Genomic DNA, 25,200 nt, shown 5'->3' with positions numbered 1-25,200 from the left:
GACATGATCAATTCCACCATCGGCGGTGTACTGGGCTTCATCGTCTTCCTGCTCGACATCTGGGCCATCGTCAACGTCATCCGCAGTGACAGCACCAACAACGCCAAGATCGGCTGGACGGTGCTCATCATCGTGCTGCCGGTGATCGGCCTGATCGCCTGGGCCGCCGCCGGTCCGCGCGGCAATCGCTCGGCCACCGCGCCGACCCACAAGGGCTAGCGCGACGCTGGAGCCTGTCACATCCAGCTCTTACAATGCCCGGCTTTTGGCCGGGCATTGTTCGTCTCGGCCTGCCACCTGCGGAGATCGACATGAGCGACTACCTGGAAACCCTCTACGCTGGCTACGGCCAGAGCTTCGCCGTCGCGCGCATGCTCCATGAGGTGCGCACCGCGCATCAGCACCTGGTGATCTTCGAGAATCCCGTGCTGGGCAAGGTCATGGCCCTGGATGGCGTCATCCAGACCACCGAGGCCGATGAATTCATCTATCACGAGATGCTCACCCACGTGCCCCTGCTGGCCCATCCGGCGCCGAAGCGGGTGCTCATCATCGGTGGTGGGGACGGCGGTATCCTCCGCGAAGTGGCCAAGCACCCGGATGTCGAACACATCACCATGGTCGAGATCGACGCCTCGGTGGTGGAGATGTGCAAGCAATTCTTCCCCGGCCATTCCGCCGGCGCCTTCGACGATGCGCGGCTGAACCTGGTGATCGACGACGGCATGAACTTCGTCGCCAACACCCAGGAGCGCTACGACGTCATCATCTCCGATTCGACCGATCCCATCGGGCCGGCCGAGGTGCTCTTCTCGGAGAATTTCTACCAGGCCTGCCACCGCTGCCTGAACGAGGGCGGCCTGATGGTGGCGCAGAACGGTACCCCCTTCCTGCAACTGGAAGAGGTCAAGACCACCGCGAGCCGCATGGCGGGCCTGTTCGCCGACTGGCACTTTTACCTGTCGGCGGTGCCTACCTACATAGGAGGTGTCATGACCCTCGCCTGGGGGAGCAAGGACCCTACCTTGCGTCGGCTGAGTGCCGAAACCCTGGCGAAGCGCTACAGTGAAACAGGCATCCAGACCCGTTACTACACGCCGGAGCTGCATGCCGCTGCCTTTGCTCTACCTCGATATGTGCTGGAGGCCATCGGCAAGGCGTGAGCCCTGGTGGTCGCAGTACCGTTCGAGTCTTCAGCCGCGACTCGCTGGGCGTCGGTAGCGACAGCCCAGCGAGCGAGTCATCCGAACCAGAGGAGGGTAGTCCCATGTCCTTGTCGTTTGCCGATGATGTGAGCTTGAACCTGCTGCAGCGGATGAAAGAGGGCGGCTTCGATTTCGCCCGCTTCCATCCGATCGACTTCTTCGCCATCTTCGCCGATGAAGGCAAGGCCCGCATCGCCGCGGACCAGTTTCACGGCGAATCCCTGAACACCCAGGTGATCCCCCACGAGGAGGGCGGCTGGCACCTGCAGGTCAGCAAAGTGATGTTCGCCACCCACGCCACCATCGACGACTTCGAGAGTGATCTCGAGGCCGTGGTGGTCCCGCTCGGCGGCCAGCTGGACGGCTGGGGCGTCACTCAGGAAGTCAATCGTAGCTCCGCCTGACCGTCTGCTCTCCGGGCCGGTATTCCAGGGGGATACCGGCTTTCACCTCAGGTAACGGCTCCGCCCCTCAACCATCGCACTTTCGGCGCAGCGCACCGTCTTAGGCTCATGACGGAGACGTTGCGGTGCACGCGCACGTCCAGGTGCCTGGCTTTGGTGCAACCTGCGCCTGGCCTTCACGCAAGCGCTTGATTCTCAACACTCTGGCGCTGGCACGAGGCTTGCGATGGTGCACCGTGGGTGACAAGGAGATCGGCATGAGCCGCCAACTGTATAACGAGATGTATGACGTCCAGGCGCAATGCCGACCGCATTATGGTCGCTATGCCCAATGGCTGAGTGAAACACCCCCTGAACTCCTGGCCCAGCGGCGGCGTGAAGCCGACCTGCTGTTCCATCGCGCCGGCATCACCTTCACCCTCTACGGGGACGAGCAGGGCACGGAGCGCCTCATCCCCTTCGACGCCCTGCCGCGGGCGATTCCCGCCAGCGAATGGCAGATCATCGAGCGTGGCTGCATCCAGCGCGTCCAGGCGCTGAACCTCTTCCTCGACGACCTCTACCACGACCAGCGCATCATCAAGGCCGGGGTCATTCCCGCCGAGCAGGTGCTGGCCAACGACCAGTACCAGCTGGCGATGCAGGGGCTGGACCTGCCCAATGGCATCTATGCCCATATCGCCGGGGTCGACCTGGTGCGCGACGGCGACGGTGCCTACTACGTGCTCGAGGACAACCTGCGCACCCCGAGCGGGGTGTCTTACATGCTCGAGAACCGCAAGATGATGATGCGGCTGTTCCCGGAGCTGTTCACCCTCGAGCGCATCGCCCCCATCGACCACTATCCGAACCTGCTGCTCGACACCCTGCGCAGCTCCACGCCGGTCAACAACCCCACCGTCGCCGTGCTCACCCCCGGCCGTTTCAACAGCGCCTACTTCGAGCATGCCTTCCTGGCCCGGGAGATGGGCGTGGAACTGGTAGAGGGAGCCGACCTGCTGGTACGCGACGAACAGGTGTTCATGCGCACCACCTCGGGCTTCCAGAAGGTCGACGTCATCTACCGCCGGCTCGACGACGCCTTCCTCGACCCGCTGGCCTTCAATCCGGATTCGCTGCTGGGCGTGCCTGGCCTGCTGGCGGCCTACCGCGCCGGCAACGTCATCCTGGCCAACGCCATCGGCACCGGGGTCGCCGACGACAAGTCCATCTACCCCTATGTACCGGAGATGATCCGCTTCTATCTCAGCGAAGAACCGATCCTCTACAACGTGCCCACCTGGCAGTGCCGCAAGCCGGACGAACTCTCCCACGTGCTGGCCAACCTGCCCGAGCTGGTGGTCAAGGAGGTCCATGGCTCCGGCGGCTACGGCATGCTGGTCGGGCCGACCGCCAGCAGCGCCGAGATCGAGGCCTTCCGCGCGCGGCTCAAGGCCAACCCCAGCGCCTACATCGCCCAGCCGACGCTGTCGCTGTCGACCTGCCCGACCTTCGTCGAGAACGGCATCGCGCCACGCCACATCGACCTGCGGCCCTTCGTGCTGTCCGGCCGCAAAACGCGCCTGGTGCCCGGCGGCCTGACCCGGGTCGCGCTGCGCGAAGGCTCGCTGGTGGTGAATTCGTCCCAGGGCGGCGGCACCAAGGACACCTGGGTGGTCCAGGACTAGACCGCCACGACACAGCGGCCGCCCTGGCGGCCCCGCAAGGACTTTTGAAAGGCGACCCCACCATGTTGAGTCGTACCGCTGCCGATCTGTACTGGATGTCCCGCAACCTGGAGCGCGCCGAAAACCTCGCGCGGATGCTGGACGTCAGCTATTCGCTGTCGATGATGCCGCAAAGCGGGCAGGGCGGTGGGCTGGATGAACTGGCCATGCCCCTGCTCATCACCGGCACCCTGGACGATTACCGCGAGCAGCACGGCGCCCTGCATCCCGAGCGCCTGCTGCACTTCTTCGCCCTGGACGAGCGCAACCCCGGCAGCATCTATTGCTGCCTGCAGGCCGCCCGTTCCAACGCCCACGCCGTGCGAGGGCGCATCACCGCCGACATGTGGGAAAACGTCAACTCCACCTGGCTGGAGATGCGCGAGATCGCCGTCACGGGCCTAATCCGCTTCGGCATCAGCCGCTTCTGCGAATGGGTCAAGGAAAGATCCCACCTGTTCCGCGGGGCCACCGTCGGCACCATCATGAGGAACGACGCCTACCGCTTCATCCGGCTGGGCACCTTCGTCGAGCGCGCCGACAACACCCTGCGCATGCTCGATGCCCGCTACCAGGTGCTGGGCGAGGAGGAGGCCGAGGCCATCAGCGACTCCTCCGCCCGCGGCTTCTACCAGTGGAGCGCCCTGCTGCGCGCCCTGAGCGCCTTCGAGGCCTACACCGAGCTCTATCGCGATGCCTTGAACGTGCGCAACGGCGCCGAATTGCTGTTGCTCAAGGAAGACCTGCCGCGCTCGCTGCTGTCCTGCGTGATCGAGTTGCACCGGGTGCTGGCCGGCCTGCCGGGCGAGAACGGTCGCGAGGCCAAGCGCCTGGCAGCCGGCCTCGAAGCCCGGCTGCGCTACACCAGCATCGACGAGGTGCTGGGCGAAGGCCTGCATCCCTGGATCGGTGACTTCATCGTCCATATCCGCCAGCTCGGCAGCGCCATCAATACCGCTTACCTGGAGACCGTATGAGACTCGCGATCCATCACGAAACCCTGTATCGCTATGCCGACCAGGTCCGGGCCAGCATCCAGTACCTGCGGCTCACCCCCCAGGGCGACGCCCGCCAGACGATCCTGGACTGGAAGCTGTCGCTGCCGCGCCCGGCGCGTGCCCAGCGCGATCCCTTCGGCAACATCCTGCATGTGCTGACCCTGGACACCCCGCACGACGCCATCACCATCACCGCCAGCGGCCAGGTGGAGATCGACGAGGACTTCGAGGCCGAGCCCTGCCAGGCCTCGCCCTTTCCCTTCCTGCGCCAGACCCGGCTGACCGAGGCCGACGCGGCCCTGGCCGATTTCGCCCGTGACGTCTGCGATGGCCAGCGGGATCGCGCCACCCTCATCCAGCTCATGGAGCGCCTGCACGAGCGGATGGCCTATATCCCCGGATCCACCGAGGTGGACGGCAACGCCGCCCAGGCCTTCGCCAAGGGCGCCGGGGTCTGCCAGGACCATGCCCATGCCTTCCTGGCCTGCGCCCGCAGCCTGGGCATCCCGGCCCGCTACGTCTCCGGCTATCTGTGCACCGACGACAGCGCCCACCTCTCCAGCCATGCCTGGGCCGAAGCCTGGCACGACGGTGCCTGGTACAGCTACGACGTGACCAACCGCCTGGCCCGTCCGGAGCGGCACCTGCGCCTGGCGATCGGCCTCGACTACCTCGACGCCTGCCCGGTGCGCGGCATGCGCCGCGGTGGCGGCGTGGAGCAGATGGAGGCCAAGGTGCTGGTCGAGCCTTTGCAGCAGGTCCAGCAACAGCAACAATGAGCCGAGCCGGACGCGGATGAAGAGGCGGCCAGTGGCCGTCTTTTCTTTTTGCCTCCGTGCCGGCCGCGGCCAGTCGTCGCGGCCAAGCCCGACCCATCACCCGAGGTTCGCATGACCTACTGCGTTGCCATGAAGCTGCACGACGGCCTGGTGTTCGTCGCCGATTCCCGCACCAATGCCGGGGTCGACAACATCGCCATCTTCCGCAAGCTGCACCTGTTCAGGGTGCCGGGGGAGCGCCTGATCGCCATCCAGTCGGCGGGCAACCTGGCCACCTCCCAGGCGGTCATCAGCCTGCTGCGGCAGCGGCTGGACAGCGAAGGGGAGAACCTGCACGGGGTACCGACGCTCAACGACGCCGCCCGGCTGCTCGGCCAGACCCTGCGGGAAGTCATGCAGCGCGATGCCGAGGATGCGCCCAATGGCCATGGCCTCGACCTGAGTTGTTCCTTTCTCCTGGGCGGCCAGATCAAAGGCGCCGAGCCGGAGCTGTTCAATCTCTATCCCCATGGCAACTTCATCAGCGCCACCGAAGACACGCCGTTCTTCCAGATCGGCGAGAGCAAGTACGGCAAGCCCATCCTCGACCGCGCCCTGACCTTCGACACGCCGCTCGAGGAGGCCTTGCGTTGCGCGCTGCTGTCCTTCGATTCGACCATCCGCAGCAACCTGTCCGTGGGCTTGCCCCTGGATCTGGTGGTCTATCCCCGTGACCACCTCGACCAGGTGCGCAGCCATCGGATCGATGAACAGGACGAATACTTCCAGAACCTGCGACGGGGCTGGGGAGAGGGGCTGCGTGACCTGCTGGGGGCCCTGCCGGCACCCCCCGCCGATTACTGGCGCTAGCCTCAGCCGAAGAAGCGGGACAGGTTGGGGATGACCAGGACGACGGTGGTGACGATGAGCACGAAGCTCGCCTGGCGCCACTTGGGGACGGGATTCTTGAACATGACTCGGGGCCTTTATTGTTAGCTGTTTGAAGCCTTTACGTCTTGGGCGGGATGCACGCGCGCGACCGTGGCCTATAGCTAGTGATACCCGCAGGCTTGAGCACTATCCAGTAGCTATAGAACATAAATTTCAGTTTTGTGGCGCTGACTGACCAAGGGGTTATCAGAAGTGTCGCTCCGCCCGATTTTCCCTTTGTTTTCAGTAGATTAGGATTTCGCCTACGACGCTACCGTTGGTCGGAGTTCCCGGCGGTCAGCGAGCGGGTTTCGGCGACCGGCCGGTCATCCCGTGAACGCTGGCTGGTCCTGCCTTGGCCGGGGTCTTCGTGCAAATGCATGAATCGATTGAAGAAAAAGCTTGCCATCGAAATCACCTTTGCCTATAGTTGCGCGCCTCGGTGATGCAGACGCAGATGCCGAGCAAATCTGGTGAGGTGTCCGAGCGGTTGAAGGAGCACGCCTGGAAAGTGTGTATAGGAGAAATCTTATCGAGGGTTCGAATCCCTCCCTCACCGCCAGATCTGAGAGAACCCCTGAGAGCTTAGCTCCAGGGGTTTTTTCTTGCCTGCGATTTGCTGGTGCACGGCAGGCTCAGGCGGCCTGGCTGAAGGTCGCCGCCGTGTCCCGGGCATTGGGCAGTACCGACGTCAGCTGCTCGAGATCGATGCTGGCGAACAGCGGCCCGCTCAGGTCCAGCACCTTGCTGTCGCCGGCGTTTTCCAGCAGTACTTCGGCCACGGCGACCGCCTGGGCCACGATCAAGGCATAGCGACCGTCCTCGGGCGCCTGCAGCGGGCGCGCCTGGAAGGCGATGGCGTCGCGCAGCACCTGGGGCAGTTGCCAGCGGCGGGCGAGTTCGGCGCCCACTTCCGGATAACCGAAGCCCAGCTGCAGGGTCTCGTCGGCGGCACGATGGCTGCTGGCGGTGGCACGCCCGGCCAGGCTCGGTGCCAGCTCGGGCGCGCCGCTCTGGATCAGCAATTCGCCGATGTCGTGGAGCATGCCGCAGGTGAAGGCGGTTTCCTGGTCCAGGCCGGCCTGCTTGGCCAGCGGCTTGCATAGGCTGGCGACCAGGAAGCTGTTGTACCAGAAGGCTTGCAGGTCGAAGCCGGGCGCGGCCTTGAAGCCGCTGGCGAAGGCCGAGGCCAGGACCAGGGTGCGCAGGGTGTTGAAGCCCAGGCGCAGGGCGGCGTCTTCGATGCTGGTGGATTCGCGGGCACCGCGAAAGCGTGCCGAGTTGGCCAGGCGCAAGACCTTGGCCGCGATGACCGGATCCCGGGCCACGGTGCGCGACAGGGTTTCGATGCTGGTGTTGGGGTCGTCGAATTGCTGGATCAGCGCCTGCGCCACTTCGGGGACGTTGGGCAGGTTGTGCAGCTGGGCAAAGAGGGTGTCGAGTTGCATAGGCGGTCTCCGCGAGAGGGTTACAGCTCCTGACACCCTCGTCATCGGTCGCCTGGATGGATTTCTGTAGTCGGCATGTGACGATCGGTCGCAGGGGTGCCCAGGCGCCTTGGCGTCGTATGCGGAAAAATCCTTGCTCGCCAAGGCCCTGGGTCCTTGCGGCTGAGTTCGTCGGGGCGTCCGGTTACCGTTCGTCGAGGGTGAAGTCCGTCTGGACCAGACCCGCTTCGCTGGCTTCCAGTACCCAGCCTCGGGCGTCCCAATCCCCCAGCACGATACGTTCGGCCGGCTGGCCATCGAGCAGCAGCTCATGCCAGGCGGGTCGGTGGGTATGGCCGTGCACCAGGGTCGTTACCCGGGCAGTGCGCATCTCCCGTTCCACCTCCGCCTCGGTCACGTCGGTGATGTCCATGGCCTTGGCGCGGGTCTGCTGGCGACTCTCGCTGCGCAGCTTGCGTGCCAGCTGCTGGCGGCTGGCCAGGGGCAGGTGGCGCAGGACGAAGAGGGTGAGGGGGTTGCGTAGGATGCGGCGCAGCTTCTGGTAGCCCTCGTCGCGGGTGCAGAGGGTATCGCCGTGCATCAGCAGCACGCGGCGGCCGTGGAAGTCGGCGATATGGCGATCCGGCAGCAAACGGCAGCCGGCCTGGCGACAAAAGGCCTTGCCGATGAGGAAGTCGCGATTGCCATGCATCAGGTAGACGGCCGTACCGCTGTCGGCCAGCTGGCGCAGGGCGGTGGCGATTTCCTGCTCGAAGGCGCCCATGGCGTCGTCGCCGATCCAGGCTTCGAACAGATCGCCAAGGATGTACAGGGCCTCGGCACCGCGGGCACGGGTTTCGAGGAGATGCAAAAACGCCCGGACCAGGTCCGGGCGTTGCGGTTCGAGATGCAGGTCGGAGACCAGTAAAATCACTCGACGATCTCGGCCTTCTCGATGATCACGTCTTCGCTCGGCACGTCCTGGTGACCGGCCTTGCTGGTGGTGGCGACGCCCTTGATGGCGTTGACCACGTCCATGCCCTCGACCACCTTGCCGAACACTGCATAGCCCCAGCCCTGGCTGGTGGGCGCGGTGTGGTTGAGGAAGGTGTTGTCGGACACGTTGATGAAGAACTGCGCCGAGGCGGAGTGCGGGTCCATGGTGCGGGCCATGGCGACGGTGCCGATGGCGTTGGAAACGCCGTTGTTGGCTTCGTTCTTGATCGGGGCGCGGGTCGGCTTCTGCTTCATGCCCGGCTCGAAACCACCGCCCTGGACCATGAAGTTGCTGATCACACGGTGGAAGATGGTGCCGTCGTAGTGACCGCTCTTGACGTATTCCTTGAAGTTGGCCGCGGTTTCCGGCGCCTTGTCCTCGAAGAGTTCCAGGGTGATGACGCCGTGGTTGGTGTGCAGCTTGATCATGGCAGCGAATCCGTAGCTAAGGGGGACAGCATCCAGACCCGGCGAGGGCCTCAAGGGTTTCGCCGGGACTTGACGGGTTGGGCTATGATACGGGTTTACCTTTGCCCGGCCTACCCTGGCCGTGCGTCTGCCCAGTTAAGGATCCCATGAGCAAGCCGACTTCCGACTCGTCCACCGCCGCCAAAGCCGCCCCCGCGCATTTCCTGCGGCAGATCGTCCAGGCCGACCTGGACGCCGGCAAGCAGGCCAAGATCGTCACCCGTTTCCCCCCGGAGCCCAATGGCTACCTGCACATCGGCCACGCCAAGTCGATCTGCGTCAACTTCGGCCTGGCCAAGGAATTCGGCGGCGACTGCCATCTGCGCTTCGACGACACCAACCCGGCCAAGGAAGACCAGGAATACATCGACGCCATCAAGAGCGACGTGCACTGGCTGGGCTTCGACTGGGCCGGCGAGGTGCGCTACGCCTCCGGCTACTTCGACCAGCTCTACGCCTGGGCGGTGAACCTGATCGAGCAGGGCCTGGCCTATGTCTGCGACCTCACCCCCGAGCAGGCCCGCGAATACCGCGGCAGCCTCACCGAGCCGGGTCGCAACAGCCCCTTCCGCGACCGTTCGGTGGCCGAGAACCTGGACCTGTTCGCCCGCATGAAGGCCGGCGAATTCAAGGATGGCGAGAAGGTGCTGCGCGCCAAGATCGACATGGCCTCGCCCAACATGAACCTGCGCGATCCCATCCTCTATCGCATCCGCCATGCCCATCACCACCAGACCGGCGATGCCTGGTGCATCTATCCGAGCTATGACTTCACCCATGGCCAGTCCGATGCCCTGGAAGGCGTGACCCACTCCATCTGCACTCTGGAGTTCGAGGATCATCGGCCGCTGTACGAGTGGTTCCTGGCCCATCTGCCGGTGCCGGCTCAGCCGCGCCAGTACGAATTCGCCCGCCTCAACCTGAATTACACCGTCACCAGCAAGCGCAAGCTCAAGCAGCTGGTGGACGAAGGCCATGTGCATGGCTGGGACGATCCGCGTATGTCGACGCTGTCGGGCTATCGCCGTCGCGGCTACACCCCGGCCGCCATCCGCAACTTCTGCGAGATGATCGGCGTGACCCGCTCCAACGGCGTGGTCGACGTGGCCATGCTGGAATTCGCCATCCGCGAGGACCTGGACCAGAACGCCCCGCGCGCCATGTGCGTGCTCAAACCGCTCAAGGTGGTGATCACCAACTACCCCGAGGGCCAGGTGGAAAACCTGGAGCTGGCGCGGCATCCCAAGCAGGACCTGGGCGTGCGGCAGCTGCCCTTCACCCGCGAGCTGTACATCGACCAGGGTGACTACGAAGAGAATCCGCCCAAGGGCTACAAGCGCCTGGAGCCGGGTGGCGAGGTGCGCCTGCGCGGCAGCTACGTGATCCGCGCCGACGAGGCGATCAAGGATGCCGACGGCAACGTCGTCGAACTGCGCTGCAGCTACGATTCGGACACCCTGGGCAAGAATCCCGAGGGCCGCAAGGTCAAGGGCGTGATCCACTGGGTGCCGGCCGAAGGCAGCGTGGAGTGCGAGGTGCGCCTCTACGATCGCCTGTTCCGTTCGCCGCAGCCGGAGAAGAGCGAAGAGGGTGGCAGCTTCCTCGACAACATCAATCCCGAGTCCCTGGTGGTGCTCCAGGGCTGCCGCGCCGAGCCGTCGCTGACCCAGGCCCAGGCGGAAGACCGCTTCCAGTTCGAGCGCGAGGGCTACTTCTGCGTCGACCTCAAGGACTCGGCACTGGGCAAGCCGGTGTTCAACCGTACCGTGACCCTGCGCGACTCCTGGGGGCAATGATGGCGCTGCACCTCTACAACACCCTGACCAAGACCAAGGAAGCCTTCACGCCACTGGTGCCGGGCCAGGTGCGGATGTACGTCTGCGGCATGACCGTCTACGACTACTGCCACCTGGGCCATGGTCGCAGCATGGTGGCCTTCGATGTCATCACCCGTTGGTTGCGCCATAGCGGCTACGACCTGACCTACGTGCGTAACATCACCGACATCGACGACAAGATCATCAACCGCGCCAATGCCAACGGCGAGCCCTTCACCGACCTGGTGGGCCGGATGATCGAGGCCATGCACGAGGACGAGGCGCGGCTGAATATCCGCAAGCCCGACCAGGAGCCGCGCGCCACCGACCATATCGGCGGCATGCACGCCATGATCCAGACCCTGATCGACAAGGGCTACGCCTATGCCCCGGGCAATGGCGACGTCTACTACCGGGTCAACCGCTTCGCCGGCTACGGCAAGCTGTCGCGGCGGCGCATCGAGGACCTGCGTATCGGCGCCCGCATCGAGCCGGGCGAGGCCAAGGAAGACCCGCTGGACTTCGTGCTGTGGAAGGCCGCCAAGCCCGGCGAGCCGAGCTGGCCGTCGCCCTGGGGCGCCGGGCGGCCGGGCTGGCACATCGAGTGCTCGGTGATGTCCACCTGCTGCCTGGGCGAGACCTTCGACATCCATGGCGGCGGCAACGACCTGGAATTCCCGCACCACGAGAACGAGATCGCCCAAAGCGAGGCCGCCACCGGCAAGACCTACGCCAACGCCTGGCTGCATTGCGGGATGATCACCATCAACGGCGAGAAGATGTCCAAGTCGCTGGGCAACTTCTTCACCCTGCGCGAGGTGCTGGAGAAGTACCACCCGGAAGTGGTGCGCTACCTGCTGATCGCCAGCCACTACCGTAGCCCGATCAACTATTCGGAAGACAACCTGCGCGAAGCCAAGGGTGCCCTGGAGCGCTTCTACCATTCGCTCAAAGGCCTGCCTCAGGCAGCGGCGCAAGGGGGCGAAAGCTACGCCGAGCGCTTCGCCCAGTGCATGGACGACGACTTCAACACTGCCGGTGCCTGCGGCGTGCTGTTCGAGCTGGCCCGCGAGATCAACCGCCTGCGCGACAGCGATCCTGCCGCGGCGGCCGGCCTGGCCGGGCGGCTGCGCGAACTGGGTGAGGTGCTGGGCGTGCTGCAGCTGGAGCCGGAAGCCTTCCTGCGCGCCGATGCGGCGGGCCGGGTGGACGCGGCCGAGGTCGAGGCGCTGATCCAGGCCCGCCTGAGCGCGCGCGCCGACAAGAACTGGGCGGAATCCGACCGCATCCGCGACCAGCTCACCGCCCTGGGCGTGGTGCTGGAAGACGGCAAGGGCAGCACCACCTGGCGCCTGGCGGAGTAGGGCTGAGATCAGGTGGATGACGGTTCTGCGTCATCCGCCTGGTCTGGCCTGGTCCACCATCCCCGGAAAACGCTGCGCGGTTTTCCGGGCGACGGGACTACGTGCCCCCGTAGGTTGGGTTGAGACGGCTCTATCGTCGAAGCCCAACATGGCCTGCGCCACGTTTGTTGGGCTTCGCTGCGCTCAACCCTCAACCCTCAACCCTCAACCCAACCTACGGTCTATCGCGGCCATGGCTGCGATAAGACAGCTGCTCCTAAACAGTGTCCGCTTTTTCAGCATCGTAGGGTGGACAACGGCGCAGCCTTGTCCACGCCTGCCCCTGGTGCCCGGAGCAACTACTCCCCGGAAAACGTTGCGCGGTTTTCCAGGCGACGGGATGTGGCGTAGCCATCGTAGGTTGGGTTGAGCGCAGCGAAGCCCAACAGGGCTTACCTAAGCGGGCTGGCAATGTTGGGCTTCGACGATGAAGCCGTCTCAGCCCAACCTACGGTCTATCGCAGCCATGGCCGCGATCATCCCTCCACCGTCGCTGCGCCGCTCGCACCGCTCCGATCCTAGGATTTGCTGCGCGGCTTGCCGAAACCGGGCGACTTGCGCACCGACTTGACCTTGGGCTTGCCGTCTTCCACCCAGCGACCCAGCGGCTTGTCGGACACCGGCGCACCGACCTTGGGTTTCTTCGGCTTCTTGGGCTTCTTCACCACTAGGCCATTGGGCCGGGTTTCCGGAACGCGGTGGTCGGGAATGAAATCCGGCTCGTCGCGGCGCTGCAAGACCTGGCCAATCAGCGTCTCGATGGCCGCCAGCTGCTCGACTTCATCGGCGCACACCAACGACACCGCCTGGCCCTGGTTGCCGGCGCGCCCGGTGCGGCCGATGCGGTGGACATAGTCCTCGGCGACGATGGGCAGGTCCAGGTTGACCACCAACGGCAGGTCCTGGATGTCCAGGCCGCGGGCGGCCACGTCGGTGGCCACCAGGATGTCCGCCTCGCCGGCCTTGAAGCGGGCGAGGGCGCGCAGCCGCGCGGGCTGGGGCTTGTCGCCATGGATGGATTCCGCCGCCAGGCCTTCGGCCTGCAGCGCCTCCACCAGTTGCTCCACGCCCTTGCGGGTCTTGGCGAACACCAGCACCTGCTGGCGGCGTCCGCTGCGATAGAGGTGCAGGAAGAGCTCGGTCTTGCGCTTCTTGTCCACCGGTATCACCCACTGCTTGACGGTGACCGCGGCGGTGTTGCGCGGACTGACGTCGATAGTCTGGGGATCGCGCAGCACCGGGGCGGCCAGCTGGCGCACGGCGTCGGAGAAGGTCGCCGAGAACAGCAGGGTCTGGCGCTTGCGCGGCAGCATGACGAACAGTTCGCCCAGTTGCCGGGAAAAGCCCAGGTCGAGCATGCGATCGGCTTCGTCGAGCACCAGCACCTGCACCTGGTCGAAGCGCACGGCGTTCTGGCTGAACAGGTCGAGCAGGCGCCCCGGGGTCGCCACCAGCACGTCCACACCCTTGCGCAGCTTCATCATCTGCGGATTGATGCTGACGCCGCCATAGGCCACCGCGGTGCGCAGCGGCAGCTCCTGGGCGTAGTCGCGCAGGCTGGCATGGACCTGCTCGGCCAGTTCGCGGGTGGGCGTCAGGATCAGCGCACGGATATGGTTGGGCGCAACCGCCGGCCCTTCCTGCACCAGCCGCTGCAGCAGCGGCAGGCCGAAGGCGCCGGTCTTGCCGGTGCCGGTCTGGGCGGCGGCCAGCAGGTCGCGACCGGCGAGCACCGCGGGGATCGCCTGGCGCTGGATGGGAGTGGGGGTGCTGTGTTCCAGCGCGGTGAGGGCGCTCAGCAGCGGCTCGATGAGGCCGAGGTCGGCAAAGGTCATGACAGGCCTGGATGGCGACGAAAAGGGAGCGAATTCTAGGCCGACTGTGATGCGCGCTCAAACTTTGTAGCCAGGCGGCGGCTGCGCGCTGAATCCCGGCGCGGCATAGTGGTCAGTTCTGCGGCCACAGGAGACCCCATGATCGACGCGCATGCCTTACCCCCGGTGTTGGCGGGCCCGCTGCTGCGGCGGGTCGAGTCGTCGCGGTTGCTGCTCTGGCTGGTGACCACTGGTGCCGAGGCGCCTACGCCACGGCTTTGGCAGGAGGGTGCCGAGCTGGAGCTACGCAGCGAAGTACGTTGCCTGCGCCTGGGCGAGAGGGCCTATCTGCAGCTGGTCGAGGTCACCCCGCAGTCGCCGCTGCTCACGGATGCCTTCCTCCAGTACGACGTGCAGCTGCCGGCAGGCGGGATCCGCGATTGGGCAACTCATCTGCTCGGGGTCGACGGCGACCTGCCACGCTTCGTGCTGCGTGCCCGCTTCGATCATCTGCTCCACGGCTCTTGTCGCAAGCCCCACCACGACTCGGCCGATGGGCTGGTCGCGGTCGATCGCCTGCTGCAGGGCAGCGACAGCGCCAAGGAACGGCCGGCGGCCTTGCTGCTCACCGGTGACCAGGTCTATGCCGACGACGTGGCCGGCCCCATGCTGCTGGCCGTGCAGGCCCTGATCCGTCGCCTCGGGTTGTATGGCGAGTTCCTCGAAGGCGCCGTGGTGGCGGACAGCGAGGCACTGATGGCCCATGCGGCCAACCTCTATCACCGCGAGGACCTGCTGCCGGCGTTCAAATCCAACCGGGCGCTGCGCGAGCGCTTCTTCGGTGGCGTGGAGAAACCCATCTTCACCTCCACCAATGCGCACAATCACCTGGTGACCCTGAGCGAGGTTCTGGCGCTGTACCTGCTCTGCTGGTCGCCGACGCCCTGGCTGCTGATCGACGTCGAACCGCCGGCGCTCGACGAGCGGGATCGCGAGCGCTACGCGCGCGAGTCCTCCTGCATCGAAGCCTTCGTGGCGACCTTGCCCCGGGCCGCACGGGCACTGGCCAGCGTGCCGACGCTGATGATCTTCGACGACCACGATGTCACCGACGACTGGAACCTGTCCGCGCGCTGGGAGGAAACCGCCTACGGCCATCCCTTCTCGCGGCGGATCATCGGCAATGCGCTGCTGGCCTACCTGCTGTGCCAGGCCTGGGGCAACTCTCCCGAATCGGTGGCCGAGCCCCTGGCGGCTGCCGAGCGCCTGCTGGCGACGGCGGGGGACGCTGGCCAGTTGGATTGCCCGGCGCAGAATGCCTGTATCGACGACCTCCTGGTTTTCCAGGGCTGGCACTACGTCCTCAAGACCGAACCACCGCTGATCGTGCTGGACACCCGCACCCGCCGCTGGCGCAGCGAGCGCCGGCTCGAACATCCCTCGGGCCTGATAGACTGGGAGGCGCTCTGCGAGCTGCAGCAGGACTTGCTGGATCATCCCTCGGCGGTGATCGTCTCGGCGGCGCCCCTGTTCGGCGTCAAGCTGATCGAGGCGGTGCAGCGGATCTTCACCTGGTTCGGCCAGCCGCTGATGGTGGATGCGGAAAACTGGATGGCCCACCCCGGCGCCGCCAAGACCATGCTCAACATCTTTCGCCATCGCCGTACCCCGGGTAACTACGTGGTGCTCTCGGGCGACGTGCACTATTCCTTCGTCTACGACATCCGCATTCGCGATCGGCGCGGCGAGCCGCGGCTCTGGCAGATCACCAGCAGCGGCATCAAGAACGAGTTTCCCCCGCGCCTGCTGGCGACCCTCGACCGGCTCAATCGCTGGCTCTATGCCCCCTGGTCGCCACTCAACGGCTTCACCAAGCGCCGTCGCTGGGAACTACAGCCGCGGCTGCCGGATCGGCGTGATGCCGGTGAACGCCTGTGGAACGGTGCCGGCATCGGACAGGTGCTGCTGGACGAAGAGGGACGCCCCGCGGTGATCCGCCAGCACAACGCCGATGGCTCGCCGGCCACGGCCTTCGTCGAGCGTTCCTAGCGCTGCGCCAACCAGCGCAGCACGCCCTGGCCGGCCGCGCGCCCGCTGGCGAAGCAGGCGGTGAGCAGGTAGCCGCCGGTGGGCGCTTCCCAGTCGAGCATCTCGCCCGCGCAGAAGACCCCGGGCAGTTGCCTGAGCATCAGGCCTTCGTCCAATGCCTCCAGGGGCACGCCACCGGCGCTGCTGATGGCCTCGGCCAAGGGGCGCGGGCGGACCACGGTCAGCGGCAGCGCCTTGCAGGCCTGGGCCAGCCGGGTCATGTCCTGGAAGGCTTCGGCCGGCGCCAGTTCGCGGAGCAGGGCGGCGCGGGCGCCGTCGATCCCGGCATGACGCCGCAGGTGGTTGGCGAGGGATTGGCTGCCCCGCGGTCTGGCAAGGGCGCGGCTGAGGTCGGCCAGGTCGCGTTGCGGGGCGAGGTCCAGCGTCAGGGTCGCCTGGCCGTCCCGGACGATGGCCGCGCGGATCTCTGCCGACAAGGCGTAGACGAGGCTGCCTTCGATCCCGCTCGCGGTCAGCACGAACTCCCCCTGGCGCGGCGCTTGGCCGGGCAGGGCGAGGGCGGCGGGCTTGATCGGCGCGCCGGCGTGACGACTCTTCAGGAAGTCGCTCCAGCCAGCGACCTCGAAGCCGCAATTGGCTGGCTCCAGTGGCCGCAACTCGACCCCTTGCTCGGCCAGCAGCCTCTGCCAGGCGCCATCCGACCCCAGTCGCGGCCAGCTGCCGCCGCCGAGCGCCAGCACGCAGGCCTGGGCCTGCACGCTGCGCTCACCGTCGGGCGTGGCCAGGCGCAGGCGACCCTCGGCATCCCAGCCGAGCCAACGGCTGCGGGTATGGAGGCGTACGCCCTGGCCGCGCAGGCGATGCAGCCAGGCGCGCAGCAGTGGCGCGGCTTTCATATCGGTGGGAAAGACCCGTCCCGAGGTGCCAACGAAGGTGTCGATGCCCAGGGCGTGGATCCAGCGGCGCAGGGCAGCACTGTCGAAGCCGTCGAGCCATAGGCTTACGCCCGTCTCGCGTTCGCGATAGCGTTGGCGAAAAGCGGCCTGGTCCTCGGCATGGGTGATATTCATGCCGCCCACACCCGCCAGCAGGAACTTGCGTCCTACCGAGGGCATGGCATCGAAGAGTTCGACGGCGAGGCCGGTGGCGGCCAGGGTCTCGGCCGCCATCAAGCCGGCGGGGCCACCCCCGATGACGACGACGGGGGCAGGGGAAGAGAGGGGCATGGCGGCATCCGGCAATGACGAGAAGCCGCCATTGTACTTAGACCACGCCGGCCTGGCCCAGGGGCGCCGCCAGGGGTTCTTCCAACCGCTCGGGAAGGATCGGCTCGCTCCGCCCGGGCGTGAGGATCACCTTGCGACAGTCTTCCTGCTTCTTGTCGAAGATCTTGTAGCCGTCGACCGCCTGCTCCAGGGACAGCCGGTGGGTGATGATGGCCTCGGGTGCCAGGTCACCGCGCTCGATGTGTTCGAGCAATTCCGGCAGGTAGCGCTGCACATGGGTCTGGCCCATCTTGAAGGTCAGGCCCTTGTCGAAGGCATCACCGAACAGGAAGCCATGGATGAAGCCAGCATAGACGCCCGGCACGCTCACCGTGCCGCCGCGGCGTACCGCGGCGATGCACTGGCGCAGGGCCTTGCCACTGCTGCCTTCCAGCTTGAGGTTGGCGAGGATGGTCTCGGTGGTGCTGCCCTTGGCCTCGAAGCCCACGGCATCCACCACGCCGTCCACGCCGCGCTTGCCCGGTGTCTGCTCGATGATGGTGGCGGCCGGGTCGTCGTCTTCGTCGAAGTTGATCGGGATGACGCCATAGGTCTGCTGGGCGTAGGCCAGGCGATAGGGATGGTGGTCGACCATGAAGATGCGCTCGGCGCCCAGCATCCGCGCGCAGGCCGCCGACAGCAGGCCGACCGGCCCGGCACCGTAGATGGCGATGCTCGAGCCCTGGCCGATGCCGGTGTTGAGCACGGCCTGCCAGGCGGTGGGCAGGATATCGGAGAGGAACAGGACCTTCTCGTCCGCCAGGGTGCCCGGCACCTTGAACGGCCCGGTATTGGCCTTGGGCACGCGCACGTATTCGGCCTGGCCGCCCGGCACTCCGCCGTAGAGATGGCTGAAGCCGAACAGCGCCGCGCCCGGCGGGATCTGCTTCTTGTTGAGGATGGCGCCGCGCCCGGTGTTGGTGGTCTCGCAGGCGGCGTAGAGATCCTGGTTGCAAAAGAAGCAGCTGCCGCAGGCGATGACGAAGGGAATCACCACGCGGTCGCCTTTCTGCACCGCCGTGACGGCTGGCCCGGTTTCCTCGACGATGCCCATGAATTCGTGGCCGAAGATGTCGCCGTGCTCCACGGTGGGGATCTTGCCGCGATAGAGGTGCAGGTCCGAGCCGCAGATGGCCGTGGCCGTCACCCGCAGGACGATGTCGTCGGCATCCTGGATGGTTGGATCGGGGACGGTATCGACGCGGACATCGTGGGCACCGTGGTAGGTCAAGGCTCGCATGGCGGTCTCCGTAGGGCTGCATTCACCTAGGGGTGGAGGCCGCCGCCAGCCGAGCGGTTCCGCGGTGTCGGACCGGTGGTATGGCACCTTGATGGCTGCCGTTCAGCGCTTTTCGGCGCTTATGCGCGTGCCAGAGCCGGGCGAGCGCAGCGGTCCTAGCGGTTACGGATGTACACCGCCTTGCCGGCGCTGCCATCGGCCGGATCCCGTTCCTGCACCTCGAAACGATCCCCGTGGGCCTTCACCAGGCCGCTGAACTTGCGGTGGCCGTAGAGGCGCGCATCGAAGTCCGGGCGAACCTTGCCCAGGTTGGTGCCGACCAGCCCGAGGTTGGCCCAGCCAGCCTCGTCGGAGGCATCTTCCACCGCCTGCTCGATGAGCTTGAGAATGGCGCTCAGCTTGGGTTTTCCACGGTTGTTGCTGGTGGTCTTTTCCGACGGCGCCGCCTCGCGGGTTTCCTCGCGCGGCTTCGACCTGAGGATCTCGGTGTAGATGAATCTGTCGCAGGCCGAGACGAAGGGATCCGGGGTCTTTTCCTCGCCGAAGCCGTAGACCGTCAGGCCTTCCTCGCGCAGCCGCGCGGCCAGGCGGGTGAAGTCGCTGTCGCTGGAGACCAGGCAGAAGCCGTCGAAGCGGCGGGTGTAGAGCAGGTCCATGGCGTCGATGATCAGGGCGCTGTCGGTGGCGTTCTTGCCCTTGGTGTAGCCGAATTGCTGCACTGGCTGGATGGAATGGTCGAGCAGTACCTTCTTCCAGCTGTTCAGCTGTGGCTGGGTCCAGTCGCCGTAGATGCGCTTGACGCTGGCCACGCCGAAGCGGGCGATCTCGGCCATGAGGCCGTCGACGATGGCCGCCGGGGCGTTGTCGGCGTCGATCAGCACGGCCAGGCGCGCCTGGCTGGATTCGGGGGTCTTAGCGGTCTTGCTCATGGAAACTCCTGTTCAGTTCAGGCCCAGCTCGTGCCAGACCTGGCTCGCCGTGTGATGGAGGATGCCGTGGCGCCGGGCCAGGGCGTTGCGATCGGCCGAATAGCCGCCGCCGATCACCCCTACCACCGGTATATCCGCCGCCAGGCAGCGTCGCAAGACGAAGCCGTCACGAGCGGCGAGGCCGGCGTCGGTCAGGTCCAGATAGCCCAGGGCGTCGTCGCGGTGGACGTCCACGCCAGCGTCATAGAGCACCACATCGGGTTGGTAGAGCGGCAGCAGGTAGTCCAGGGCCTCTTGCAGTACCTGCAGGTAGCCGGCGTCGTCCAGCCCGCGCGGCAGGGAAATGTCCCAGTCGCTCCGGGCCTTGCGCGCCGGATAGTTGGTGGCGCAGTGCAAGGACACGGTGATGGCGTCCGGCACCTCGGCGAGGATGCGCGCCGTGCCGTCGCCCTGGTGCACGTCGCAATCCAGGATCAGCACCCGTCCGGCGCGCCCGCTCGCCAGCAGCGACAGGGCCAGGATGGCGAGATCGTTGAAGATGCAGAAGCCCGCCGGGTAGTCATGGTGCGCATGGTGGGTACCACCGGCGAGATGGCAGGCTAGTCCGTGTTTCAGAGCCAGCTCGAGGCTCAGCAGGGAGCCACCCACGGCGCGGATGGTGCGGCGTACCAGGGGCTCGCTCCAGGGCAGGCCCAGTTGGCGTTGCAGCGGCGGCGGCAAGTCGCCGGCCTGGAAGGCCTGGATGTAGGCGGGCGCATGGGCCAGGGCGAGCAACTCGTCCGGGCAGAAGTCGGGACGCTGCCAGTTGTCCGTGCCCAGCACGCCGGTGGCGGTCAGGTGCTCGTGCAGCAGCCGGAATTTCTCCATGGGGAAGCGATGGCCGGCGGGGAAGGGCGGACTGTAGTCCTCGTGATATACCAGGGGCAGGCGGGCGCTCAAAACACCAACAGCTCCAGCACGAACCAGACGATACCGGTGCAGAAGCCCAGCGCCAGCAGGAACAACAGGCCATCGCGGGCAATCAGCGACAGCGCGAAAGAGGTCAGGGCCAGGCCCGCCGTGGTGTTGGCGAAGGGCACCAGATCCAGCACCGGCATGGTCGCGGCGATCAGGATGCAGAGCAGGGCGGTGACGAAATGCGCCGGCCGTGAGGTCAGCACCCGCAGGCGCGACTTGACCACCTTGTCCACCCAGCGGGCGGGCCTCTGCAGCAGCCTGAGCGATTTGCGCAGCTTGCGCCGCGAGACGTTGCGCTCCAGCACCCAGTGCGGCAGCCAGAAATGGTCGCGGCCGATCAGCAGCTGGCCACTCACCAGCATGACGAAGACGGCGATGGCGGTGGCGATCCCGGGAATGCCGGTCAGCGGCGAGATCGCCAGCACGCCCGGCAGCAGGATCATGGGCCCAAAGGAGCGGCTGCCGATGGCGTCGATCAGGTGCCGGACCGAGACCTGCTCGGGGCTGTTGCCGACCCGTTCCAGGCAGGCGAGGAAGCTCTGGAGATCCACCGGACCGTCCTGCCCGGTATCGCAGAGGGTCGGCTCGCGCTCCAGGGCCTCGTCCTTCATGGCTGGCCGGCGTCCAGCATGCGGCGGATCCAGCGCGTCAGATCCTGGCGGCCATAGGGTTTGTTGAGGATGGGGAAGCGCTCGCTGCTGCCTTCCTCAAGTTCCAGGGCGTTGTTGGCATAGCCGGTGGTGAGCAGGATGCGCAGCTCGGGCCGGCGCCGCTGGGCCTCCTTGGCGAGCATCACGCCATTCATGCCGCCGGGCATGATCAGGTCACTGAACAGCAGGTCGATGGCCGGCTCGCGAGCCAGCACGTCGAGCGCCTGCTGGCCATTGTAGGCCACCAGTACCTGGTAGCCGGTCTCCTCGAGGATGGCCTGGGCCAGGGCCGCCACGTCCGGACGGTCGTCCACCACCAGGATGGTCTCGGAACCCCCGCCGTCTTCGTGCGGGGTCGGCAGCGGCACGGGATGCTCACGGGCCTCTTCTTCGGAAACCGGGAAATAGAGCCGCACCGAGGTCCCTATGCCGACCTCGGAGTAGAGCTTGACCAGCCCGCCCGATTGCTTGAGGAAGCCATAGACCATCGACAGGCCCAGGCCACTGCCCTGGCCTTCGTCGCGGGTGGTGAAGAAGGGGTCCAGTGCCCGCCCCAGGATATCGCTAGCCATGCCACACCCGGTGTCGGTGAGGGCGATGCAGACGTAGTGCCCCTGGGAAAGCCCGCCGTGGGCCAGGTCCTGCCCGGTAACCTCCACATTGAGGGTTTCCAGGCTCAGGGTCCCGGTCCCGCGCTCCCGCATCGCCAGGCGCGCGTTGTCGACGATGTTGACCAGCGCCGTCTCCAGCTGGATCGGATCGAGACGGCAAGGCCAGAGTCCGGGGGCCGGGCGGAAAATGAAGCGGAAGGGTGTTCCCAGCACCTGGGACAGGCGGCCCTGGCGAGCGGTGATGAGCTGGTTGAGATCCACCGCGCGGCCGGTCAGGCGCTGCTTGCGGGCGAAGGCCAGCAACTGCTGGGTGAGCGTGGCCGCGCGATTCACCGCATCGCGGGTGTTGTCGACATGCCGCTTGGCCTTGTCGCGGTCCAGTTCGGGACGATCCAGGTTGATCCTGAGGATATCTAGGTAGCCGACCATCACCTGCAGCAGGTTGTTGAAGTCATGGGCGATCCCGCCGGTCAACTGGCCCAGGGCTTCCATCTTCTGGGCCTGGCGCAGGGCGTCCTCGGCATCGCGGCGCCGCGACACGTCCAGTTGCGAGGCGAAGTAATAGACCAGTTCGCCGTCGGCATCGAGTACCGGCGAAATGAACAGGGCATTCCAGAAGGTCGTGCCATCCTTGCGGTAGTTGAGCAATTCGATGTCACAGTCACGCTGCTCGCGCACGGCATCGCGGATTTCGGCGATGTGCTCCGGGCGGGTGTCTGGGCCTTGCAGGAAGCGGCAGTTGCGCCCCAGCACCTCGTCCAGCTCGTAGCCGGTGGTGCGCAGGAAGGCCGCGTTGGCGAAGATGATCGGGTTGTCCGGCTGATGCGGGTCGGTGACGATCATCGGCATCCGCGTCTTCTTCACCGCGGCGAAGAAGATGTCGTTGTGCCCGAGACCCTTGCCCAGCTCGGCGAGCTGCGCGGCGGACGCTGCGGGAGACGAAGCGGTTGAGGAGTCGGTCATGGAAAGCAAGCCTGCGAGCGGACAGCGGTACCTGCATTGTGACCGCTAATGCGCCGACAAGCTCCACCAGTTATCGTTATAGGATGAGTAATCCGTCCAGATGCGAGGCGAACGCGCAGAATTTGACCGGTTTTGCGTATGATGACCGCTCTCTGTCAAGGAACCCTCCCCATGAGCAAGGTGCTGGACAACCTGGTCGATTTGCTGACCCTCGAATCCCTGGCCCCCGACCTGTACCGGGGTGGCAGCCAGGATCTCGGCTTTCCCCAGCTCTTCGGTGGGCAGGTGCTCGGTCAGGCCTTGTCGGCGGCCAGCCAGACGGTTCCCGAGGCACGCCGCGTACATTCCCTGCACGGCTACTTCCTGCGGGCCGGTTCCGCCGTGGAGGCCGTCACCTACCAGGTGGATCGGATCCGCGATGGCGGCAGTTTCTCGACCCGCCGCGTCACGGCCTTCCAGGGCGATCAGCCGATCTTCTTCTGCAGCGCGTCCTTTCATATAGCGGAACCGGGTTTCGAGCACCAGACCAGCATGCCCGAGGTGCCCGCGCCCGAGACGCTGCAATCGGAAATCGCCCACGCGCAGCGCTACGCCGAGCTGATCCCGGCGCCGCTGCGCGACAAGCTGCTGGGGCCACGGCCGATCGAGATGCGGCCGGTGGTCTTCACCGATCCCTTCCAGCCGGAGCCCACCGAGGCGGTCCGCCACGTCTGGTTCCGCGCCACCGGGGACCTGCCCGACCAGCCGGCCCTGCATCGCTACCTGCTGGCCTACGCCTCCGACTTCAACCTGCTGCCCAGCTCCCTGCTGCCCCATGGCACCAGCTTCTGGGATCGCTCGCTGCAGATCGCCAGCCTCGACCACGCGGTCTGGTTCCATCGCGATTTCCGCCTGGACGACTGGCTGCTGTACGCCATCGACAGCCCCTGGGCCGGTGGTGCCCGTGGCCTGTGCCGTGGCAGCATCTACAATCGCGCCGGCCAGCTGGTGGCGTCGGTCGCCCAGGAAGGCCTGATCCGCAAGCGCGGCTGAAGCCAGGCCGCTCTAGCTGGCTATTTACGCAGTAGTTTTATAGGCTCATGCCTGCGAAGAAGCGGACGTACCCCAGCGGTCGTTCCGGACACACCATCAGTTTGAGGCATCGTTCTTGAATCGACTCGAGCGCGTCGTAACCGGTATCCAGGGGTTGGATGAGATCTTGAAGGGAGGCCTGGTGGCAGGTGCGTCCTATGTCATCCAGGGGCGGCCGGGCTCCGGTAAATCAATCATGGCCAATCAGATCGCCTTCAACCACGTGCGCGGTGGTGGTCGGGTGCTCTTCGCGACCATGCTCTCGGAAACCCATGAGCGGATGTTCCAGTTCTTTTCCACCCTGGATTTCTTCGACCGCTCCTGCATCGGCGACCAGGTCCAGTACCTCAGTGCCTTCGACACCATGGAAGGCGAGGGGCTGGACGAGGTGGTCCGCCTGTTGCGCCGGGAGATCAGCCGGCAGAAGGCTAGCCTGCTGGTGGTCGACGGGCTGCTCAACGCCCGTTCGCGCGCGGAAACCCCCATAGATACCAAGAAGTTCATCGCCGAACTCCAGGGGCATGCGGCCTTCGCCGGTTGCACGGTGATCTTCCTCACCAGCGCACGGCTGGAAGACGGCAGTCCCGAGCACACCATGGTCGACGGGGTGCTGGATCTGCACGAGGAAGAGATCGGCAGTCGCAGCATCCGCCGCCTGGCGCTGCGCAAGACCCGTGGCAGCGGCGCGCTGCCGGGTTTCCACGAATTCACCATCTCCGACGTCGGCATCACCGTATTCCCGCGTCTGGAAACGCTCTATCGCGATCCCTCCGGCGCCTCGACCTACCGGGTCGGCCATGAACGGGTGAGCAGTGGCATCCCCTCGCTGGACGCCATGGTCGGATCAGGGCTGCCGGAGAGTTCGGCGACCCTGATCGTAGGGCCTTCCGGCGCTGGCAAGACCTCCATCAGCCTGAACTTCCTGTCTGCCTGCACCCCCGAGGCACCTGGGCTGATGTTCAGCTTCTACGAGCCACCGGAACGGCTGTACCTGAAGGCGGCCTCCCTCGGCATCGACCTGGCGGGGCAGGTGGACAAGGGTGCGCTTCATCTGCACTGGCAGCCCACCACCGAATTGCGCATCGACGAGGTCGGGTTGCACCTGCTGGCGCTGATCGAGCGGCACGGCATCAAGCGGCTGGTGATCGACAGCCTCGGCGCCATCGCGCGCTTCGTCCAGCCGCAAGGACGGCTCATCGAATACTTCAGCGCACTACTGAACGAGCTGCGTGCCCGCGGCGTCACAGTAATAGCTACCTGGGAATTGCGCGACGTGTTCGGCGCCGATATCGCGGCGCCGGCACCCGAACTCTCCAGCATGGTGGACAATCTGGTGTTGCTGCGATTCGTCGAGGCCGAGGCGGAAATCAAGCGGGTGCTGTCCATCCTCAAGGTGCGCGACAGCGTTTACGACCCCTCCTTGTGCGAACTGATCATCGGCGAATCGGGAATCGAACTGAAAAAGGCATTCAAAGACATGGTGAAGGTACTGTCAGGTTCAGCCATGCCCTCCACACAACCATGATCGCGTCGGCTGGG

The 25,200-nt window shown here is 66.0% G+C and carries 22 protein-coding genes and 1 tRNA gene; 13 read left to right on the top strand and 10 right to left on the bottom strand.

Annotated elements, in window-relative coordinates; genetic code table 11:
* Positions 1–6: 6 nt before the first annotated feature.
* From FSV73_RS17415 to FSV73_RS17380, 8 genes are all read left to right on the top strand, one after another.
* On the top strand, positions 7–219 hold the full coding sequence (locus tag FSV73_RS17415; protein WP_372237634.1) for a PLD nuclease N-terminal domain-containing protein: 213 nt from the start codon (positions 7–9) through the stop codon (positions 217–219).
* Between the two features lie 92 nt (positions 220–311).
* On the top strand, positions 312–1,163 hold the full coding sequence (gene speE, locus FSV73_RS17410; RefSeq protein WP_145009092.1) for a polyamine aminopropyltransferase: 852 nt from the start codon (positions 312–314) through the stop codon (positions 1,161–1,163).
* A 104-nt stretch (positions 1,164–1,267) separates the two neighbouring features.
* Positions 1,268–1,609, top strand: a complete 342-nt coding sequence (locus FSV73_RS17405) for a ribonuclease E inhibitor RraB (RefSeq protein ID WP_145009091.1) — start codon at positions 1,268–1,270, stop codon at positions 1,607–1,609.
* A 257-nt stretch (positions 1,610–1,866) separates the two neighbouring features.
* Positions 1,867–3,276 (top strand): circularly permuted type 2 ATP-grasp protein, encoded by a 1,410-nt coding sequence (locus FSV73_RS17400; RefSeq protein ID WP_145009090.1) that lies wholly within the window; start codon positions 1,867–1,869, stop codon positions 3,274–3,276.
* 62 nt (positions 3,277–3,338) lie between these two features.
* Positions 3,339–4,292, top strand: coding sequence for an alpha-E domain-containing protein (locus FSV73_RS17395; RefSeq protein WP_145009089.1), 954 nt, complete (start codon positions 3,339–3,341; stop codon positions 4,290–4,292).
* Positions 4,289–5,092, top strand: a complete 804-nt coding sequence (locus tag FSV73_RS17390; protein WP_145009088.1) for a transglutaminase family protein — start codon at positions 4,289–4,291, stop codon at positions 5,090–5,092. The genes FSV73_RS17395 and FSV73_RS17390 overlap by 4 nt, the downstream gene beginning before the upstream one ends.
* A gap of 111 nt (positions 5,093–5,203) precedes the next feature.
* Positions 5,204–5,941, top strand: a complete 738-nt coding sequence (locus tag FSV73_RS17385) for a proteasome-type protease (RefSeq protein ID WP_145009087.1) — start codon at positions 5,204–5,206, stop codon at positions 5,939–5,941.
* A gap of 532 nt (positions 5,942–6,473) precedes the next feature.
* A tRNA-Ser gene (locus tag FSV73_RS17380) sits at positions 6,474–6,563 on the top strand.
* Between the two features lie 73 nt (positions 6,564–6,636).
* Here the strand turns inward: FSV73_RS17380 and FSV73_RS17375 are convergent.
* From FSV73_RS17375 to FSV73_RS17365, 3 genes are all read right to left on the bottom strand, one after another.
* Positions 6,637–7,449, bottom strand: coding sequence for an HDOD domain-containing protein (locus FSV73_RS17375; RefSeq protein WP_145009086.1), 813 nt, complete (start codon positions 7,447–7,449; stop codon positions 6,637–6,639).
* 184 nt (positions 7,450–7,633) lie between these two features.
* The gene (gene lpxH / locus FSV73_RS17370; RefSeq protein ID WP_145009085.1) at positions 7,634–8,362 is read right to left on the bottom strand and encodes a UDP-2,3-diacylglucosamine diphosphatase; all 729 of its coding nucleotides are present in this window, start codon (positions 8,360–8,362) and stop codon (positions 7,634–7,636) included.
* Positions 8,359–8,853 carry a peptidylprolyl isomerase gene (locus FSV73_RS17365; protein WP_007158996.1) on the bottom strand — a complete coding sequence of 165 codons (495 nt, stop codon included), beginning with the start codon at positions 8,851–8,853 and terminating at the stop codon, positions 8,359–8,361. The genes lpxH and FSV73_RS17365 overlap by 4 nt, the downstream gene beginning before the upstream one ends.
* Positions 8,854–8,999: 146 nt before the next feature.
* Between FSV73_RS17365 and FSV73_RS17360 the strand changes: the two genes are divergently transcribed.
* Positions 9,000–10,688, top strand: a complete 1,689-nt coding sequence (locus FSV73_RS17360; protein ID WP_145009084.1) for a glutamine--tRNA ligase/YqeY domain fusion protein — start codon at positions 9,000–9,002, stop codon at positions 10,686–10,688.
* On the top strand, positions 10,688–12,073 hold the full coding sequence (gene cysS / locus FSV73_RS17355) for a cysteine--tRNA ligase (RefSeq protein WP_145009083.1): 1,386 nt from the start codon (positions 10,688–10,690) through the stop codon (positions 12,071–12,073). The genes FSV73_RS17360 and cysS overlap by 1 nt, the downstream gene beginning before the upstream one ends.
* 557 nt (positions 12,074–12,630) lie before the next feature.
* Here the strand turns inward: cysS and FSV73_RS17350 are convergent.
* A complete protein-coding gene (locus FSV73_RS17350) occupies positions 12,631–13,947 on the bottom strand; it encodes a DEAD/DEAH box helicase (RefSeq protein WP_145009082.1) in 1,317 nt (438 codons plus the stop codon).
* Positions 13,948–14,085: 138 nt separating this feature from the next.
* Between FSV73_RS17350 and FSV73_RS17345 the strand changes: the two genes are divergently transcribed.
* Positions 14,086–15,975 carry an alkaline phosphatase family protein gene (locus FSV73_RS17345; RefSeq protein WP_145009081.1) on the top strand — a complete coding sequence of 630 codons (1,890 nt, stop codon included), beginning with the start codon at positions 14,086–14,088 and terminating at the stop codon, positions 15,973–15,975.
* On the opposite strand, the gene FSV73_RS17340 is transcribed toward FSV73_RS17345, so the two are convergent.
* The 6 genes from FSV73_RS17340 to FSV73_RS17315 form a co-directional block, all read right to left on the bottom strand.
* The gene (locus FSV73_RS17340) at positions 15,972–17,201 is read right to left on the bottom strand and encodes a TIGR03862 family flavoprotein (RefSeq protein WP_145009080.1); all 1,230 of its coding nucleotides are present in this window, start codon (positions 17,199–17,201) and stop codon (positions 15,972–15,974) included. The genes FSV73_RS17345 and FSV73_RS17340 overlap by 4 nt on opposite strands.
* Before the next feature lie 37 nt (positions 17,202–17,238).
* The gene (locus tag FSV73_RS17335; protein ID WP_145009079.1) at positions 17,239–18,480 is read right to left on the bottom strand and encodes a zinc-dependent alcohol dehydrogenase; all 1,242 of its coding nucleotides are present in this window, start codon (positions 18,478–18,480) and stop codon (positions 17,239–17,241) included.
* Between the two features lie 155 nt (positions 18,481–18,635).
* The gene (locus FSV73_RS17330; RefSeq protein WP_145009078.1) at positions 18,636–19,409 is read right to left on the bottom strand and encodes an NYN domain-containing protein; all 774 of its coding nucleotides are present in this window, start codon (positions 19,407–19,409) and stop codon (positions 18,636–18,638) included.
* 12 nt (positions 19,410–19,421) lie between these two features.
* Entirely contained in the window at positions 19,422–20,348 is a 927-nt protein-coding gene (locus FSV73_RS17325; protein WP_145009077.1) for a histone deacetylase family protein, read from the bottom strand.
* Positions 20,345–20,977: an exopolysaccharide biosynthesis protein gene (locus FSV73_RS17320; RefSeq protein WP_145009076.1), complete on the bottom strand. Its 633-nt coding sequence runs from the start codon at positions 20,975–20,977 to the stop codon at positions 20,345–20,347. Before FSV73_RS17320 ends, FSV73_RS17325 begins: the two co-directional genes overlap by 4 nt.
* Positions 20,974–22,590, bottom strand: a complete 1,617-nt coding sequence (locus tag FSV73_RS17315) for a histidine kinase famiy protein (protein ID WP_145009075.1) — start codon at positions 22,588–22,590, stop codon at positions 20,974–20,976. Before FSV73_RS17315 ends, FSV73_RS17320 begins: the two co-directional genes overlap by 4 nt.
* A 171-nt stretch (positions 22,591–22,761) precedes the next feature.
* Here FSV73_RS17315 and tesB point away from each other — a divergent pair, with 171 nt between their 5' ends.
* Positions 22,762–23,622, top strand: coding sequence for an acyl-CoA thioesterase II (tesB, locus tag FSV73_RS17310; protein WP_145009074.1), 861 nt, complete (start codon positions 22,762–22,764; stop codon positions 23,620–23,622).
* Positions 23,623–23,737: 115 nt separating this feature from the next.
* Positions 23,738–25,186 (top strand): ATPase domain-containing protein, encoded by a 1,449-nt coding sequence (locus tag FSV73_RS17305; protein ID WP_145009073.1) that lies wholly within the window; start codon positions 23,738–23,740, stop codon positions 25,184–25,186.
* Positions 25,187–25,200: the final 14 nt, after the last annotated feature.

It is taken from the genome of Pseudomonas oryzihabitans (assembly GCF_007665395.1).
GTDB classification, from domain to species: Bacteria; Pseudomonadota; Gammaproteobacteria; order Pseudomonadales; family Pseudomonadaceae; genus Chryseomonas; species Chryseomonas psychrotolerans_C.
The sequence above is the reverse complement of the archived record's forward strand: the minus strand, read 5'-3'. Positions and strand labels throughout refer to the sequence as shown.

Coding starts and splice junctions, on each gene's coding strand:
- speE (WP_145009092.1), top strand. CDS start 312: ATGAGCGACTACCTGGAAACCCTCTACGCTGGCTACGGCCAGAGCTTC.
- FSV73_RS17405 (WP_145009091.1), top strand. CDS start 1,268: ATGTCCTTGTCGTTTGCCGATGATGTGAGCTTGAACCTGCTGCAGCGG.
- FSV73_RS17400 (WP_145009090.1), top strand. CDS start 1,867: ATGAGCCGCCAACTGTATAACGAGATGTATGACGTCCAGGCGCAATGC.
- FSV73_RS17395 (WP_145009089.1), top strand. CDS start 3,339: ATGTTGAGTCGTACCGCTGCCGATCTGTACTGGATGTCCCGCAACCTG.
- FSV73_RS17390 (WP_145009088.1), top strand. CDS start 4,289: ATGAGACTCGCGATCCATCACGAAACCCTGTATCGCTATGCCGACCAG.
- FSV73_RS17385 (WP_145009087.1), top strand. CDS start 5,204: ATGACCTACTGCGTTGCCATGAAGCTGCACGACGGCCTGGTGTTCGTC.
- FSV73_RS17375 (WP_145009086.1), bottom strand. CDS start 7,449: ATGCAACTCGACACCCTCTTTGCCCAGCTGCACAACCTGCCCAACGTC.
- FSV73_RS17365 (WP_007158996.1), bottom strand. CDS start 8,853: ATGATCAAGCTGCACACCAACCACGGCGTCATCACCCTGGAACTCTTC.
- FSV73_RS17360 (WP_145009084.1), top strand. CDS start 9,000: ATGAGCAAGCCGACTTCCGACTCGTCCACCGCCGCCAAAGCCGCCCCC.
- cysS (WP_145009083.1), top strand. CDS start 10,688: ATGGCGCTGCACCTCTACAACACCCTGACCAAGACCAAGGAAGCCTTC.
- FSV73_RS17350 (WP_145009082.1), bottom strand. CDS start 13,947: ATGACCTTTGCCGACCTCGGCCTCATCGAGCCGCTGCTGAGCGCCCTC.
- FSV73_RS17345 (WP_145009081.1), top strand. CDS start 14,086: ATGATCGACGCGCATGCCTTACCCCCGGTGTTGGCGGGCCCGCTGCTG.
- FSV73_RS17340 (WP_145009080.1), bottom strand. CDS start 17,201: ATGCCCCTCTCTTCCCCTGCCCCCGTCGTCGTCATCGGGGGTGGCCCC.
- FSV73_RS17335 (WP_145009079.1), bottom strand. CDS start 18,480: ATGCGAGCCTTGACCTACCACGGTGCCCACGATGTCCGCGTCGATACC.
- FSV73_RS17330 (WP_145009078.1), bottom strand. CDS start 19,409: ATGAGCAAGACCGCTAAGACCCCCGAATCCAGCCAGGCGCGCCTGGCC.
- FSV73_RS17320 (WP_145009076.1), bottom strand. CDS start 20,977: ATGAAGGACGAGGCCCTGGAGCGCGAGCCGACCCTCTGCGATACCGGG.
- FSV73_RS17315 (WP_145009075.1), bottom strand. CDS start 22,590: ATGACCGACTCCTCAACCGCTTCGTCTCCCGCAGCGTCCGCCGCGCAG.
- tesB (WP_145009074.1), top strand. CDS start 22,762: ATGAGCAAGGTGCTGGACAACCTGGTCGATTTGCTGACCCTCGAATCC.